General features: G+C 66.7%; 15 protein-coding genes. 7 read left to right on the top strand and 8 right to left on the bottom strand.

Going from position 1 to position 16,349, the window contains the following annotated elements:
• Positions 1–205: 205 nt before the first annotated feature.
• The 7 genes from NM961_RS01450 to NM961_RS01480 all read right to left on the bottom strand — a co-directional run bounded on the left by NM961_RS01450 (position 206) and on the right by NM961_RS01480 (position 8,736).
• On the bottom strand, positions 206–1,420 hold the full coding sequence (locus NM961_RS01450) for a DUF4340 domain-containing protein (RefSeq protein ID WP_255910460.1): 1,215 nt from the start codon (positions 1,418–1,420) through the stop codon (positions 206–208).
• Between the two features lie 19 nt (positions 1,421–1,439).
• Complete coding sequence (locus NM961_RS01455) at positions 1,440–3,299, bottom strand: GldG family protein (RefSeq protein WP_255910461.1); 1,860 nt, start codon at positions 3,297–3,299, stop codon at positions 1,440–1,442.
• A 13-nt stretch (positions 3,300–3,312) separates the two neighbouring features.
• The gene (locus NM961_RS01460) at positions 3,313–4,047 is read right to left on the bottom strand and encodes an ABC transporter permease subunit (protein ID WP_255910462.1); all 735 of its coding nucleotides are present in this window, start codon (positions 4,045–4,047) and stop codon (positions 3,313–3,315) included.
• A complete protein-coding gene (locus NM961_RS01465; RefSeq protein WP_255910666.1) occupies positions 4,044–4,982 on the bottom strand; it encodes an ABC transporter ATP-binding protein in 939 nt (312 codons plus the stop codon). Before NM961_RS01465 ends, NM961_RS01460 begins: the two co-directional genes overlap by 4 nt.
• A gap of 380 nt (positions 4,983–5,362) precedes the next feature.
• Entirely contained in the window at positions 5,363–6,604 is a 1,242-nt protein-coding gene (locus tag NM961_RS01470) for an SRPBCC family protein (RefSeq protein ID WP_255910464.1), read from the bottom strand.
• A 327-nt stretch (positions 6,605–6,931) separates the two neighbouring features.
• Positions 6,932–7,573, bottom strand: coding sequence for a response regulator (locus NM961_RS01475; RefSeq protein WP_255910466.1), 642 nt, complete (start codon positions 7,571–7,573; stop codon positions 6,932–6,934).
• Complete coding sequence (locus tag NM961_RS01480; protein WP_255910468.1) at positions 7,570–8,736, bottom strand: sensor histidine kinase; 1,167 nt, start codon at positions 8,734–8,736, stop codon at positions 7,570–7,572. The genes NM961_RS01475 and NM961_RS01480 overlap by 4 nt, the downstream gene beginning before the upstream one ends.
• Before the next feature lie 299 nt (positions 8,737–9,035).
• Between NM961_RS01480 and NM961_RS01485 the strand changes: the two genes are divergently transcribed.
• From NM961_RS01485 to NM961_RS01505, 5 genes are read left to right on the top strand one after another with little or no spacing between them, the layout of a single operon-like run.
• On the top strand, positions 9,036–9,650 hold the full coding sequence (locus NM961_RS01485) for a GNAT family N-acetyltransferase (RefSeq protein ID WP_255910470.1): 615 nt from the start codon (positions 9,036–9,038) through the stop codon (positions 9,648–9,650).
• Positions 9,651–9,654: 4 nt separating this feature from the next.
• The gene (minC, locus tag NM961_RS01490) at positions 9,655–10,431 is read left to right on the top strand and encodes a septum site-determining protein MinC (protein WP_255910472.1); all 777 of its coding nucleotides are present in this window, start codon (positions 9,655–9,657) and stop codon (positions 10,429–10,431) included.
• A gap of 39 nt (positions 10,432–10,470) precedes the next feature.
• The gene (gene minD, locus NM961_RS01495) at positions 10,471–11,283 is read left to right on the top strand and encodes a septum site-determining protein MinD (RefSeq protein ID WP_255910474.1); all 813 of its coding nucleotides are present in this window, start codon (positions 10,471–10,473) and stop codon (positions 11,281–11,283) included.
• A gap of 2 nt (positions 11,284–11,285) precedes the next feature.
• A complete protein-coding gene (gene minE / locus NM961_RS01500; RefSeq protein ID WP_255910478.1) occupies positions 11,286–11,573 on the top strand; it encodes a cell division topological specificity factor MinE in 288 nt (95 codons plus the stop codon).
• Positions 11,574–11,598: 25 nt separating this feature from the next.
• On the top strand, positions 11,599–12,099 hold the full coding sequence (locus tag NM961_RS01505) for a hypothetical protein (protein ID WP_255910480.1): 501 nt from the start codon (positions 11,599–11,601) through the stop codon (positions 12,097–12,099).
• Positions 12,100–12,393: 294 nt separating this feature from the next.
• Here NM961_RS01505 and NM961_RS01510 read toward each other — a convergent pair whose 3' ends face one another.
• Positions 12,394–12,849 (bottom strand): DUF4399 domain-containing protein, encoded by a 456-nt coding sequence (locus tag NM961_RS01510; protein WP_255910482.1) that lies wholly within the window; start codon positions 12,847–12,849, stop codon positions 12,394–12,396.
• Between the two features lie 108 nt (positions 12,850–12,957).
• Between NM961_RS01510 and NM961_RS01515 the strand changes: the two genes are divergently transcribed.
• Together NM961_RS01515 and NM961_RS01520 are read left to right on the top strand one after the other, a co-directional pair.
• A complete protein-coding gene (locus NM961_RS01515; RefSeq protein ID WP_255910484.1) occupies positions 12,958–14,745 on the top strand; it encodes an ABCB family ABC transporter ATP-binding protein/permease in 1,788 nt (595 codons plus the stop codon).
• Between the two features lie 275 nt (positions 14,746–15,020).
• Entirely contained in the window at positions 15,021–16,109 is a 1,089-nt protein-coding gene (locus NM961_RS01520) for a hypothetical protein (protein WP_255910486.1), read from the top strand.
• Positions 16,110–16,349: the final 240 nt, after the last annotated feature.

Below are 16,349 nucleotides of genomic sequence, written 5' to 3' on the forward strand. Positions count from 1 at the left end.
ATGAGGCCGGGCGACTGCGCCGGACGAAAAGCATCTTAATCCAGCCATGTCGCAACGCACAATACGTTGCTATTTCAGTTTTGTGCACAAATAAAAAAGCCGCAGGACCAGCCTGCGGCTTGACTCAATGACTTGCGTCGATTTGTACGGACAGCAATGACGCTGTTTCGAATTTTTGGCAAAAATCCGCGCGTATGCGCAACGCTTATTTCTTCGTTGCCGCGGGCTTCTGTTCCAGCGGTTTGAGCAGTTCGTCCACGCTCTTGTCCAGGTTGGCGAATTTGTGCTGCGGCAGGGCGAAGGTCCAGCCCTCGAAGCGCTGCTTCAGCGCGGCGACTTCGCTGTCCACCGCGGCGAAGCGGTCGGCCTTGTCCTTGGCCGGATCGCTGACCGCCGCTGGCGGCGCGGCCGGCTTGGCGTCCTTGGCGTCCTTGGCATCGGCCGGCTGGGCGGCCTGCTGCGCTTCGTAGTCCGCCTTGGCCTTGGCCTGGGCTTGCGTCACCGCCGCCTCCGCAGCAGCGGCATCCTTGTCGGCGCGGAACTGGGCGTAGAACTTGGTCTCGTCCTTTTTCCAGGCCGTCACCTCGACCACGACGCCGTCAAAGGTGGAGTATGTGGCGCGGAATACCTTGTCGGCCGGCGGCGGGTTCTGCGCGGCCGGGAACACGTCCTCGAAGTTCAGCCCGGCCAGGGTGGTGCCCAGGGTGTTGGCGGCGAACTCGGAACTGAGTTCGCGCCCCTTGGGCAGGTCGGCCACCTGGTAGTTGGTGTCCGCGGCCTGGGTCTTGAAACCGCGCAGCGGCTTGGCATCGGGCTTGTGCAGGCTGAACTCGCGCACGCGCGTGGCCGGGATGTCGGTGATGGACGCATCCAGCCAGTAGGTGGGGTTCTTGTCCGGCGCGATATTGCCCTTGGCCAGCCAGCTCTGCTTGTCGCCGGCGCGGCGCACGAAGGTGCCGTCGCCGCGCGGGCTGACCGTGCCCACGATAAGCTGGGCCGGCTTGCCCAGGCCGTCCAGCGTCACCAGCACGCCCTTGGCCTCGGCCGCGCTGATGTCGCTGACGCCGAGGTCGGCGTAGCGCTGCTCGTTGGCGGTCTTCTGCTCGATCAGGCGCGCCTGGCTCAGCTTGAGCAGGTATTCGCGCACCTTGCCCGCATCGGCGCGGTAGCCGCCTTTTTCTTTCAGCGTCCAGCCCTGGCCGCCTTTTTCCAGCGTGGCGATCGGCTGCGAACCCGGGCCGGTCAGGCCCAGGCTCTTCACGTCGTTGAGATGATCGGCGAGTTCGGGCAGCGCGTAGCTGGCCGTCTGCGCGCCTTCGCTATGCGGCTTGCGCGAGCTGTTGATCGCCGCCGCGGCAATCAGCGCCACCGCCGCGGCCACGCCCAGGCCGATCACGGTCTTGGAATTCATGTGGTTCATGCCGGGTCTCTCCCTGTGCTCAGTTCTTGCCGCGGCGGCGCGCGCCGAAGCCGGCAAAACCGAGCGCAGCAATCACGATCAGCAGCGGCACCAGCAGGATGTTGATGAACTTCAGGCGGGTGCCCAGGGCCTCGATGTCGGCATCGAGCTTGCGCCGCACCTCGCGCAGTTCCTTGCGGATCTCGACCTTGCGCTTGAGGAAGTTGTCCAGTTCCTTCTTCTGCTCCGGCGACAGCACCATGGCCTGGTCCTGGCTCTTGGCGCTCTGCAGTTCGGTGAGCTTGCGCTCGGTCTCGCTCAGCTCGTTCTGCAGTTTCTGTTCGTGGCTGCGGAAGTTGTCGTCGGCCTCGCGCTTGAGTTCTTCCACGCGCGTGAACGGACGCTGCGAGGTGGCGCGGCCGCGAATGGAGATCAGGTCCGAATCGCCGGCCAGGTTGTCGACGGCATTGACCACCAGATCGCCGTTGTTGGCGAAGGCGTTCAGCACCTTCTGGCCGAAGAAGTTCTGCACCTGGGCCCAGAGCCGGTCGCTGAGGATGTCGGTATCGGCAAACAGCACTACCGCGTTCTTTTCCTTGGCCTCGGCCAGATGACCGGCGCCGCTGCGTTCCGGGAACGCGGTCTTGAACTGGCCTTCCAGGCGCGCGGCAAGCACGAAGGGCTGGCCGGTAGGCTTGAAATCCTGCAGCAGCGCGCTGGGATCGCTGAGGAACTTGAGGCGCTCGGCCGGCACGCTCATGGACTGGTCGCTGGACTGGATCAGCGCGACCAGCTTGGAAGGGCTGTCCTTGGCCAGCTCGAAATAGCCGACCGTGGACATGTTCACCGATTCCAGATTCGCCGTGATCACGTCGTCGCGGCTGAGATCCTTGTGGGTGAAGCCCAGTATTCCCGGATGGCGCACCGGCGGCGCGTTCGGCGCAATGCTGATCTGCAGTGCGTGGGCGCGGTCCAGCACCACCTTGTCCTTGGCGTAGTCCACGCCCCAGGCCTTGAACAGCTTGGCCAGATCCGAAGACTTGTCGGCGAACATGGCCGCCTGCGGGTTCTCCGGATCGGCGCCGGACTGATCCTGCTCGGCATTGGGATCGACGAACACCAGCAGATGGCCGCCGCGCAGCACGAACTGGTCCAGCGCATAAAGCGCGTCGTCGCTGAGTTCCTTGGGATGCACCAGCACGGCGACGTTGACGTCCTTGCCGATCTCCTTGAGCTGGGTCGGATTGGTCTCGCGCACGTCGAACAGCTGCGACAGCTGCGAATACACCGCCCAGGGCTCGCGCATCTGGCGCGTGGCCTGGTCGAAGCCCATGCTCATGGGCAGGCTGCTGATGAAGGTGACGGCGGGCTTCTTCACCACGGTGAGATCGTGGATCAGCTTGGCCACGTCATATTCGAGGAAGGTTTCTTTCTCCGGCTGGAAGAACGGAATCACCGCCGTGCCGTTGGTGGAATTGGTGCCGGCCAGGCCGAAATAAGCTTTCTCGCCGGCGGCGCTGATGGGCACGGCCTGCAGGCCGTAGCCGGCGGCGGCATCCTCCTCCTCGGAGAACGGCAGCGGGTCGATCACGCTGAGCTTGATCTTGCCGTTGGCGCGGGCGGCCATTTCCTCCAGCAGCTCGCGCACGCGCAGGTAGTAGGTGCGCAGCTGCGGGATGTCCTCGGTGGATTTGTCCGAGTAGTAAAGGTACAGGTTGATCGGCTCGTCCAGCTTGCCGAGGATGTTCCTGGTACCGTCGGACAAGGTATACAGGTTGCTTTGGGTAAGGTCCACGCGCGCGCCGCGGAACAGCACGTTGCTGATCAGCACGACGGCGACGAAGAGGACGGCGAGGATCAGCAGCGCGCTGCCGGTCAAGGTCTTGCGGTTGAATGCCATGGCGGGTCGCTCCTCAGTCGGCCTTCTTCAGATCGATCACGATGGCCGTGGCGTACAGCCACACGCCGATCGCCAGCGCGAAATAGATCAGGTCGCGCAGATCGACCACGCCTTTGGAAATGGCCTGGAAATGGGCGAACAGGCTCAGGCCCGCAATCGCATCGACCACGCCCTGGGGCAGGAACGACTGGAAGAAGCCCAGCACCAGCGGGAAGCCGGCCAGCAGCAGCAGGAAGCAGATCACCACGGTGAGGATGAAGGCGACCACCTGGTTGCGCGTGGCGGCCGAGAGGCAGGAACCGATGGCGAGGAAGGCGCCGGCCATGAGCAGGCTGCCCAGGTAGCTCGCGACAATGACGCCGTTGTCGGGATCGCCGAGGTAGTTGACCGTGATCCAGATGGGGAAGGTCAGCGCCAGCGCAATCGCAATGAAGGCCCAGGCGGCGAGGAACTTGGCCAGCACTGCCTGCCACATGGTGATGGGCAGGGTCAGCAGCAGTTCTATGGTGCCGCTCTTGCGCTCCTCGGCCCACAGCCGCATGGCGATGGCCGGTACCAGGAACAGGTACAGCCAGGGATGGAAGCTGAAGAAGGGCTGCAGGTCGGCCTGGCCGCGCTCGTAGAAGCCGCCGAAATAGAACGTCATCGCACCAGCCAGGATCAGGAAGATGACGATGAAGACGTAGGCGACCGGCGTGGCGAAATAGCTCGCCAGCTCGCGCCGGAATACGGTGCTGACCGGGCTCATGCGCGGGCCTCCTTGGCGTGCGGCAGGGTAATGGCGCGGAACACCTCGTCGAGGCGGCCGGCTTCCAGCTGCAGTTCGCTGACGGCGATGTTCTGCGACTTCAGCACTTCGCTGATCGCGGTGAAGATGGCGCGGCCCTTCTTGGGGAAGGCGGTGATGCGGTGATCCTGCGGGTCGATCTCGATGCTGTCGATATCGGCGACCCGGGCCAGCGCCTCGCGCGCGGCGCCGGTGTTGTGCGCGGTCAGCGACACGGCGCCGTGATAGCGCGAGCGGGCTTCCAGTTCGGCCGGGGTGGCGTCGGCCAGCAGCTTGCCGCCGGCGATGACCACGGCGCGGGTGCAGACCGCGTGCACTTCTTCGAGGATATGAGTGGAGATGATGATGATCTTGTCCGGCGCCATCGCATTGATGAGGCTGCGCACCTCGTGCTTCTGGTTCGGATCCAGGCCGTCGGTGGGCTCGTCCAGGATCAGCGCGGGCGGATCGTGCAATATGGCCTGGGCCAGGCCTACGCGGCGCTTGAAGCCCTTGGACAAGGTATCTATGGACTGGCCCAGCACGCCTTCCAGCTGCAGCCGGCCGATCACGTCGTCGATGCGCTGCTTGCGCCGCTCGCCGGCGAGGCCGCGCACGTCGGCAATGAATTCGAGGAAGCTGCGCGGCGTCATCTCGCCGTAGCTGGGCGCGCCTTCGGGCAGGTAGCCCAGCGCGCGCTTGGCCTCGATGGGCTGGCTTTCCACGTCATGGCCGCAGACTTTCGCGCTGCCGGCGGTGGGCGCGAGAAAGCCGGCGATCATCTTCATCGTGGTGGATTTGCCGGCGCCGTTGGGGCCGAGGAAGCCGAGCACCTGGCCAGGCTCGACCTTGAACGAAATGCCGTCGACGGCAGTGAAGCTGCCGTAGCGTTTCGTCAGTTGCGAAGTTTCTATCATCGTCCTGTCACTCATGAATTCCAGTGCAAGCCGCTCCCCGGCCACGCGCTGCTGCGCGGACGAGCGGAACGACGATGGATTTTCCGGCGCGGATCACCAGGCCGGCATGCGCTCGCGGCAGGCGGAGCGCGTCGGAATGTACCGCAAAGTTAAAAGAAAGTTCCCGCCCGCCGCATTGTGCCGGACACAAAGGAATCTCTGGATTTGAGTAGCCGAGCCTCCGCGTCAAACAGCGGCCGGCCCCGGCGTAGCGGAGGCGGGGCTGCCGCACTGGCCCCGCGAGATCAGGAGAACAAGCCGCGGCAGCGCGGCGCTTGTCCGGCCGCACAAAGAAAAAGCCCCCGCAATGCGGGGGCTTTTCGTGCAGCGCAGCTGCAGACTCAGTGCTGGCCGGAGGCCGCCGCCGGAGTCGCGGCCGGATCCGTCGCCGCCGGCGGTGCCGGGGCCGGTTCGTTGGCGACTACGTTGTCGGTGATCGGCAGGTAGACCTTGAACTGCTGCTCGTCGACGGCAGTGGTGGCCGGATCGGTCAGCGGCAGGTCGAAGTAGCGGTTGGTGCTGTCGTTGAAGCGATAGCCCATCGACATGGCATAGGCCTTGAGCGCCAGGCGCATCAGCGGCAGGCCGGCCGGGCTGCCCACCCAGGTGGTGACCAGGGCCTTGCCGGTATAGCCGGTGCGCGCGACCACATTGCCGGAGACCACCAGGTTGCCCTTGCGGTCGTACTGGCCCGGGACCGGTGCCGGCGGCTCGGCTTCCTCGGCATTCTGTTCAGCCAGGCTGGGCGGCTGCGCCGGACCGATGACGAAGTCCTTGCCGTCGATCTTGATGTTGGGGCTGCTGACCGGCTGGGCCACTTCAAACACGTAGTTCTCGTCGCCCCACTCCACCGTGATGGTCTGGCGCGGGCCGGCGGCGGTGAGGTTGTTCTTCTTCATCACGGCCTGGATTTCTTCCATGGCCTTGACGGTGGCGGCGTCGACTTCGTCCAGGCTGCGCGGCGCGGTCGTGGCGACGACCAGCTGCGGCTGCGCCGGCACATCGGCGATGAAGATTTCGGTCTGGGTGTAGTCGACGTTGGGAATCGACGCCATCTGCTGCTGCAGGCTGGCCAGGTTGAGCTGGATCTGGGTAGCCGGGTCGCCGTTGATATAGAGACCGGAATAGCGCGCGATCAGATCCCAGCCGTAGTCCACGTCATAGGCCCAGGTCACCTTGGTGATGCGGCCGTTCTTCTGCGGCTCCAGGCTGATGGTGTAGCGCTTGTTCTCGCCCTTCCACGGACCGTCGACCTTCCAGACGATAGTCTTGTCCTGGTCCTTCTCGACCACTTCGTAGCTGCCGTTGCCCGGATTGGGCTTGCTGCTGGTCCAGCTGATCTTGGCGCCCTTGCCCGAGCCCGGGCCTTCCAGGGCGAACTTGGCCTGGCTGTCCATCATCCGCACCGAACCCCATTCAGGGAAGCGGCGGAAATTGCTCAGCATGTCGTCGATGTGGCGCAGGTTGTGGCTGATGTCCACGGACCGTTCGATGTGGCCCGACGACGGCAGCGCCAGCCCCACTACGACGGCCAGCGCGAACACGATGATCGCGGCCACAATGAACTCAAGAATACGCGTCATTCCAGGTGTCTCCAGGACTATTCCGCCGGGCGGTCACGAAGCCGCCGCCTATCGCAGGGTAGAAACGGCCGATGCCCGGTGCACGCCCAAGCGCGACGCAGACCGGAATCGCCGAGTCGCGCATGGTACTTGCTCCGGATCACGATGGCTATTACCTGAATTGCAGTAACAAACCATCTTGACGAACCGGTGCGTGATCGGCGTCGCGGATGTAATTCCTTGTAACAACAGCAGCTTGGACGGGCACGGCAAAACCGCCGCCGGAGCCGGCGCAGGCATGCCCGGAGGTCCGGCCCGCAAGCAGCGCAACGCCGCCGCCGCGGCCGTTCAGACTATGCCCAGCTCGAAGGCCTTGAGCACCGCCCGGGTGCGGTCGCGCACGCCGAGCTTGGAAAGAATGTTGGAGACGTGGTTCTTGACGGTTCCCTCCGCCACGCCCAGGGAATTGGCAATCTCCTTGTTACTGTAGCCGCTGGCCATCAGCCGCAGAATCTCGGTCTCGCGGTCGGTCAGCGGATCGGGCCGGTCCAGGCTGACGAAATCGTTCTGCATGCGCTCCAGCCCGGAGTACAGCCGCTGGGTCGCGACCGGCACCACCTGGGAGCCGCCGGCGGCGACGGTCTTGACCGCGTTGACGAGCTGGTCCAGCGACACATCCTTGAGCATGTAGCCGCGCGCGCCGGCCTTGAGCCCGGCCAGCACCAGCTGGTCGTCGTCGAAGGTGGTCAGGATGATGGTCGCCGGCAGCTGGTTGGCCTGGGCCAGGGCGTTGAGCACGTCGATGCCGCTCATGCCGGGCATGCGCAGGTCCAGCAGCACCACGTCGGGCTTCTTCTGCGGGATCAGTTCTACCGCCTGGGCGCCATCGGCGGCCTCGGCAATGACCCGGATATCGTCGGAAAGCTCAAGCAGGCTGCGGATGCCCTGGCGTACCAGGGTCTGATCGTCCACCAGCAGGACTGAAATCATGCAGTTGTCTCCAAGGGCAGCCAGGCATCCAGGGCGAAGCCCCGGTCCCGCGCCGTAGTGATGTGCAGACGGCCGCCGAACTGGGCCAGGCGCTCGCGCATGCCGGCCAGGCCGTTGCCGGGGTTGAGATTCTCGCTGCCGCGCCCGTCGTCGCGGGCGTGCACCACGACTTCGTTGCCGATCTGCTCGAAACGCAGCCAGAGGGTACGCGCGCCGGAATGGCGCACCGTGTTGGTGATGATTTCCTGGGCGCAGCGCAGCAGCACATGCGCCCGGTGCGGGTCTTCCACCGCGAAGCGCTGCGGCAGCTCCAGGCGGATATCCAGGTTGGGCACGCCTTCGATCAGGGTATTGAGCGCCTGGGTCAGGTCTATGCTGTCGTTGTCGCGCATCTGGCTGACCACTTCGCGCACGTCGGTCAGCAGCAGCTTGGCCACCGACTGGGCTTTGCGCACGTGTTCCTGCGCCGGCTGCTGCACCAGGTGGCTGGCCACTTCCAGGTTCAGGCTGAGCGCGGTCAGGTGGTGGCCGACCAGGTCGTGCAGTTCGCGCGCAATGCGCAGGCGTTCGGAAATGCGGCTGGATTCGGCCAGCAGCGCGCGCGTGGCGCGCAGCTCGGAATTGAGCCGGCGCTGCTCGTCGCGCGCCTCGCCCTGCTGCTTGGCGATCAGCGAGATGAAGAACACCAGCGCGGTGATGCCCAGGTACAGGCTGGACTGCATGATGGCCAGGCCCAGGGTGAAGCCCGGATAGCTCGCGATCACCGGCACCTGGATGTAGTTCTGCACCACCATGCAGATCAGCGCCACTTTCAGCGGCATCAGCCAGGGCAGCAGCATGGCCAGGATCACCAGCAGGTAGGCGCTGAGGCCGCTCTGGCTGTACCAGCCTATGGCGATGGCCAGGCCGACCAGCACCGCCAGCAGCACGATCTTCAGCGGCACGAAGCGGCGGCTGCCGAGCTTCAGCAGCAGCAGCCAGAACACCAGGCCGAACACGGCATAGCTGATGATCCAGGCCCACAGATGCCACAGCGGCCGCTGGTATTCGGTGAATTCCGCGACCAGGCCGTCGTAGCGCAGCAGCGGCATGCCCACCGAGAGATAGGTGAACAGCCCGGCGTAGCGCATCAGGCGGATGTGGTTGATCTGGGTTATCTGCATGGCCGCAATGATAGGCGCGGCGCGGCCGCGGCGTACCTGTCCGAAGTCATCGCAATGCAGCAAAGGCGTTTCCGTCCGGATTGCCGCGCCGCGGCCGGCCCGGACCGGCGCCCAAAAAGTGGACCGCGACGGGGCCGCTGCCGGACCGGTTTGTACTTACCAATCCTTAACATACCTGCCTTCTCCCCGCCTGCGAACTTCCCGCGCTGCGTCATGGCTACCGCCCCGGCTGCATGCGATACTTGCCCAATCCGTGGGCGCCTTCGGTAGGCCGCCCCGCAATACCGCTGGAGCAACGAATGGCCATCGCCATCCGCGACGTGCGCGAGCACGAGCTGGATTCCGTCCTCGCCCTCAACAACGCCGCCGGCCCTACCATCCTTGCCCTGGATTCGACCCGAATCCGCTGGTTTTTCGACAATGCCGACTATTTCCGCGTCGCCGACGTCGACGGCCACATCGCCGGCTTCCTCATGGCCATGCGCGAAGCCAGCGACTACGACAGTCCGAACTACCGCTGGTTCTGCGAGCGCTACGCGAATTTCGTCTACATAGACCGCATCGTCGTGGCCAAGCCCTACCGCGGCCTGGGCCTGGGCCGGGTGTTCTACGCCGATGCCACCAGCTTCGCCGAGGTGCGCGTGCCGGTGCTGTCCTGCGAGGTGTTCCTGGAGCCGCGCGACGATGTCTCGGTGCTGTTCCACGGCACCTACGGCTTCCAGGAAGTGGGCCAGCAGATCATGCCGGGCCTGAGCCGCCGCGTGAGCCTGCTGGCCAAGCAGCTGCCCAGCTACGAGTTCGTGCGCAGCACCTACCTGGAAGGCCCCACCGGCCAGTTGCCCAACCAGCCCTGGCTGGCCCAGCGCAAGCGCAGCGGCCCGCCCACGCCGCGCCGCGCCGCCGGAGGACTCTGATCCCATGGCGCGCCCCCTGCCCAGCTTCGAACCGGTGGGCGAACTGAAGTTCGGCCAGGTCGGCATCGCCAACCTGCGCCTGAAGAGCCTGGACGAGGCCGCCCTGGCCCAGGAACTCCGCAACAAGCTGGAAACCGCGCCGCAGCTGTTCCGCCGTGCGCCGGTGGTGCTGGATCTCAGCCACCTGCCGCAGCTGCCGGACGAGGCCACCGTGCGCTCGGTGCTCGCCGTGATCCGCTCCAGCGGCATGCTGCCGGTGGGCCTGGCCTACGGCACCAGCGAGAACGAAGCCCTGGCCGTGGCGCTGGATCTTCCACTGTTTGCCAAATTCCGCGCCGCCTACGAGAGCGCCGCCGGCGCGATCGAGGCCGCACCGCCCGCCGCCGCCGCGCCGGAACCGCCGGCCCGCGCCACCCCGCCGCCGCCCAGCGCCCAGCGCGGCCCGGCCAGCCTGCTGCAGACGCTGCCGGTGCGCTCGGGCCAGCAGGTCTACGCCCGCGGCACCGACCTGGTCATCACGGCCATGGTCGGCAACGGCGCGGAGGTGATCGCCGACGGCTCGGTGCATGTGTACGCGGCGCTGCGCGGCAAGGCCATCGCCGGCGCCCAGGGCGACGCCAGCGCGCGCATCTACTGCCAGGATTTCCAGGCCGAGCTGGTTTCCATCGCCGGCCACTACCGCGTATTCGAAGACATCCCGGCGGACCTGCGCGGCAAGCCCGTGCAGGTCTGGCTGGAGGGGGAAAAGCTGCTGCTGGCCAGGCTCGGCCCGCAGCAATAAATAAGCAAAAAGAGCCAAAGTGGAATTGGAGAGAGCAACTTGACTGAATTCATCGTCGTCACCTCCGGCAAGGGCGGAGTCGGCAAGACCACTTCCAGCGCCTCGATCGCCGTAGGCCTGGCCAGGCACGGCAAGAAAGTCGCGGTGATCGACTTCGACGTGGGCCTGCGCAACCTCGACCTGATCATGGGCTGCGAACGCCGCGTGGTCTACGACTTCGTCAACGTGATCCACCAGGAATGCACGTTGAAGCAGGCGCTTATCAAGGACAAGCGCTACGAGAACCTGCACGTGCTGGCCGCCTCGCAGACCCGCGACAAGGATGCGCTGACCAAGGAAGGCGTCGAGCGCGTGCTCAACGAGCTGCGCGACGAAGGTTTCGACTACGTGGTCTGCGATTCGCCGGCCGGCATCGAGAAAGGCGCCTTCCTGGCCATGTATTTCGCCGACCGGGCGATCGTCGTGGTCAATCCGGAAGTGTCCTCGGTGCGCGACTCCGACCGCATCCTGGGCCTGCTTTCCTCCAAGACCCGGCGCGCCGAGACCGGCGCCGCGCCGGTGGTACAGCACCTGCTGCTGACCCGCTACAACCCCACCCGCGTCGCCGCTGGCGACATGATGAGCATAGACGACGTCAAGGAAATCCTCGGCATCGAAGTGCTCGGCGTAGTGCCCGAATCCGAAGGCGTGCTGGCCGCTTCCAACGCCGGCATCCCGGTGATCCTGGACGAGAACTCCAACGCCGGTCACGCCTATGACGACGCGGTCGCGCGCCTGCTCGGCCAGGACCGTCCCATGCGTTTCCTCGAAGCACCGAAGAAAGGCATCCTGTCACGACTGTTCGGGAGCTGAGCATGGGCCTGTTCGATTTCCTGCGCGGCAGCCCCAAACAGACGGCGACCATCGCCAAGGAGCGCCTGCGCATCATCGTCGCCCAGGAGCGCAGCGCCCGCGGCAGCCCGGACTACCTGCCGCTGCTGCGCCGCGAACTGCTGGAAGTGATCCGCAAATACGTCAACGTCGACCAGGATGCCATCGACATCCAGGTCAAGCGCGACGGCGACCACGAAGTGCTGGACCTCACCGTGACCCTGCCCGACAAGGCCGGCGCCGCCGCCACCGCGGCCGCGCGCGAAGCCTGAGGCGCCGCGCCGGCGCGAGTCACGCATGCCGCCTTCCGCGACCCATCCGCCGGATCATTGCGCCGCCGGCGCCGTGCTGACCCTGGCCGAACTGGACCCGGCGCCGCTGCGCACGCTGCTGGCGGCACACGGCCTGGAACTGGTCGAAGTGGCCGACGGCGCGCCGATTCCCGGCAGCTACTGGGGCGAACCCGAGGCCGGGCTGATCGGCTGCAAGGTCTATGTGCGCGGCGATACGCCGGTGCATTCGGCCCTGCACGAAGCCTGTCACCTCATCGTGCAGCCGCCGGAACGGCGCGCCCTGGTGCATACCGACGCCACCGACTCGGTGGCCGAGGAAGACGCTACCTGCTACCTGCAGATCGTGCTCGCCGGGCAGCTGCCCGGCGTAGGCTCGGCGCGGCTGATGCAGGACATGGACAGTTGGGGCTATACCTACCGCCTGGGCTCCACCCGCGCCTGGTTCGAACAGGACGCCGAAGACGCCCGCGCCTGGCTGCTGCAGCGTGGGTTGCTGACAGGCTGAGCATTCCGCGGCACGTCCGTCACGAACCGAGCCGAAAACACGCCCGCTCCCCGACGACGTCGGGAGAGAGGGCCGGGGCGAGGGGCTACGTCTGAACCGCCACCGCGTCTGGATTTTCGCCGCAATTTTCAACAAGCCGGCAAGGCAAATCCCGCACGCGATCCAGCCCGCGAACAACGAGCGTACCGGCGGCCGCCCGACAAGCGGCCCCGGACATTCAATCACCGGGCAATCCGCCCGGAATCCACTGACCCGGCACAAAAAACTTGCTTGTCCGGCATCAGCACCAGAACCTCACTTCACCGTCACCGTAATCTTCGGCGAAACAATCGGCGGATCGAACGGGATATGCAGCGCATCGCCAAGAATCAGCTGCAAAGTGTGCTTGCCCGGCGGCAGGCTGAGGCTGACTTCCGTCTGCCCGCCGCCGAAATGCTTGTGCTGCGCATCGTTAGGCAGGGGCAGATTCATCGGCGGCAGTTCCGCCACGTCGATCAGCAGATGATGATGGCCGGTCTTCTCCGTGGTCACACCGGCCGGCGCCACGCCCATGCCCTTGAGGCCGAAGCGCACGGTGAATTCCTTGCCCACGGTGGCGCCGTCGGCGGGCGCGATGAAATACAGCTCGGCGCCGGCCGGCGCGGCGGTGCGCGGCAGCGCCGGCGCGGCGGCAGGGGCCTTGCTGTCCTGGGCCTGGGCGGAAGCGGCCAGCAGGGCGACCGCGGCGGCGCAAAGGAGACGGTACTTCATGGCCATTGATCTTCTCCAACGATGGAAAACCCGATCATATACCCCGCCGCCGGTTGATCGCCGCCGCGCCGTCCCCACCTGCCCTGCGTCCTCCATCCGGTGCGATCCATGAGCAACGCCGCCGCAACGCCCGATCGCTCCGTCTTTGCCACGCTGCGCCTTATGCTGCCGCAGGTGTGGCCCTACCGCGGCCGCGTCGCGCTGGCGCTGGCCTTCCTGGTCGCGGCCAAGCTCGCCACCATCGCCGTGCCGCTGGCGCTGAAGGAGCTGATCGACCGCCTCGACGTCGCTCCCAGCCTGTTGCTGCTGCCGCTGGTGCCGCTGGTGCCGCTGGTCGCCTACGGTGCCCTGCGGCTGGCCTCGTCGCTGTTCCAGGAATTGCGCTCCATCGTGTTCGCGCGCGTGCTGGCGCGCACCTCGCGCATGGTCACGCTGAAGGTGTTCCGTCATCTGCACGCGCTGAGCCTGCGCTTCCACCTGGACCGCAAGACCGGCGGCGTCGCGCGCGACCTGGAACGCGGCATGACCGCGATCTCCGACCTGCTGGACTGGACCCTCTACACCATCCTGCCCACCCTGTTTGAAGTGATCGTGGTCAGCGCCATCCTGATCTGGCGCTACGACTGGACCTTCACCGTCATCACCCTGGGCACGCTGGCGGCGTATATCGCCTTCACCTTCGCCGTGACCGAATGGCGCCTGCGCTACTACCGTGCCGCCAACGAGGCCGATACCGAGGCCAATGCGCGCAACGTGGATTCGCTGCTGAACTACGAGACGGTCAAGTACTTCAACAACGAGGAACACGAGCAGCGCCGTTTCGACGGCAGCCTGGTGCGGCTGGAAGAGGCGACCGTGAAGAGCCTCAAGACGCTGGCCGTGCTGAACATAGGCCAGGCCGGCATCGTCGCCGTGGGCCTGACCCTGCTGCTATGGCGCGCGACAGTCGGCGTGACCGAGGGGCGCATGGCCCTGGGCGACCTGGTGCTGGTCAACGCCTTCCTGATCCAGCTGTCGATCCCGCTCAACTACCTCGGCATGGTCTACCGCGAGGTCAAACAGGCCCTGGCCAATATCCAGCGCATGTACGCGCTGCTGGACGAGGCGCAGGAAGTCAGCGACGCGCCCGGCGCGCCGGCCCTGCGCGTGAACGGCGCGGAACTGCGCTTCGCCCAAGTCGATTTCCACTACGACCCGGCCCGTCCCATCCTGCGCGATGTGGATTTCTGCATTCCGGCCGGCAAGACCCTGGCCGTCGTCGGTACCACCGGCGCGGGCAAGTCGACCCTGGCGCGGCTGCTGTACCGCTTCTACGACGTCAGCGGCGGCGCCATCCGCATCGACGGACAGGACATACGCGAAGTCACCCAGGACTCGCTGCGCGCGGCCATAGGCATCGTTCCGCAGGATACGGTGCTGTTCAACGACTCGATCTACTACAACATCGCCTACGGCCGGCCGGAAGCCAGCCGCGAGGAAGTGATCGCCGCGGCGAAGTCGGCGCATATCCACGATTTCATCCTGTCCCTGCCGCAGGGCTACGACAGCGCGGTGGGCGAGCGCGGGCTGAAGCTGTCCGGCGGCGAGAAGCAGCGCGTCGCGATCGCGCGCACCCTGCTCAAGAACCCGGCCCTGCTGGTGTTCGACGAGGCCACCAGCGCGCTGGACACGCGCACGGAGAAGATCATCCAGGCCGAGCTGGAGGAAATCGCCCGCGACCGCACCACCCTGGTCATCGCCCATCGCTTGTCCACCATCGTCGACGCGGACGAGATCCTGGTGCTGGAACAGGGCCGCGTCGCCGAGCGCGGCACACACGCCAGCCTGCTCGCCGCGGGCGGACGCTACGCGGCGCTCTGGGCCATGCAGCAGAGCGAGACGCCGGCCGCGGCCTAGGCGGCCGGGGGCAGCCGCAAGAACCGCCCCGCGGCCGCGGCCGCAGGCGGATTCTGCCGCGCACGGCACGCCGGCCCAGCGCCGCGCCGCCGGCCGGATGGCGAAGCCGGCAAATTCAATGCTTGGAGCCGCCGCCGCCGCGTGCAACCATCCCGCCCTCGCATGACAGCCAGCAGTTGACGACCCTGCCCCGTTCGCGACAATGGCTGCAACATCAATCTGCCATTCGCCCGGTCCTGCAGAGGATCGCGGCAAGCTCAGGGGGAGCATCATTCATGGCCTACAAGATCGCGCTGGTCGGCGCGAGCCCGGACGAGGAAAACGAGTTCCGCTCGCTGCTGGCCGCAGCGGCGCAACGGCTGCGCCAGTCCTGGGAAGTCAGCAACGAGCGCGACGCCGATCTGGTCGTCGTCGATGTCGATTCGGTGTTCGGCCACATGGCCTGGCTCAAGGCCAGCGGTGCCGGCAAGCGCACCGCCGCTTTCACCAGCCGCGAGACCGCGCGCGAATCCGACCTGCTGCTGGGCCGGCCGCTGAGCCTGGAAGGCCTGGTCAAGCTGTTGCTGATGTTCAACCTGCCCTCGGGCGCCGCCGCACCGGCCACGCCAGCGGCCGCGGAACCGCGCGAAGGCTATGCCAGCGAATACACGCCGGGCGAGGCGCGGCCGCAGCGCCCCACGCCGCCGCCGGCACCGCGCCAGGAAGCGCCGCCGCGCGCTGAGCCGGCACCCCAGGCCGAGGCCCCGCGTCCCGCGCCGCGGCCGGCGCCGGCCGCACCGCCGCCCGCGGCCGCGCCGCCGCCGCCGGCCCGCGAACTCAGCCTGGCCGATTTCCTCACCGGCACGCCCCTGCCCGGCCCGGCCCGCCTGGTCACCGAGGGTGCGCCCGACCTGTTGCTGGATCCGGCCAGCCAGTCCTGGTACAGCAGCGCGACCGGCCTGCGTCCGCTGGCGCCGCATTGCACGCGCAGCCTGACCAATGCGGACTGGCAGCTGCTCAATGCCGCCGATTTCGCCGCTGCCAAGGGCAGCCTGGCCGCGCAGCCGTATTCGCGCCTGCTCTGGTTCTATACCCTGCACCGCTCGCGCGGCGAACTGCTGCCGGGGCTGGACCGGGTCGCGCGCTACAAGCTGGGCCGCTATCCGCAGAGCGAGCGCGAGTTCGCCAAGCACTTCCGCATCAGCACCTTCATGATGAAGGACTTCGCCAGCCTCGAAGAAATCGCCGAAGCCAGCGGCGCTGCGCTGGCCGACGTGGTCGACTACGTCAACGCCTACACCGCCGTGGGCTTCGTGGAGAACGACCGCGTGCGCTATGACGCGACTGATGCCCGCGGCAAGCTGCGCAATCCCTACGCGCGCTGAGCTGCGGCCGGCGGAGGCATCCGTCCGGAGTGACTGAATCGACCCTGCGGAGTCCGCAGAGCACGCGCCTTCCGGGGCGCGTGCTTTTTTGTGCGCGTGCCACGGAGCGCGGCTCCGGCCCGGACCGGAGCCGTCCATGCGCACGCGCCAGCGGTGCCGCGGCACGTAGCCGTCCGATAACGGGAAACTTCGATCTGCCCGGCCATACCGGACGGCAGCGCACTGCTCAGTTCGCGGTGG

It is taken from the genome of Tahibacter harae (assembly GCF_024437735.1).
GTDB lineage: Bacteria > Pseudomonadota > Gammaproteobacteria > Xanthomonadales > Rhodanobacteraceae > Tahibacter > Tahibacter harae.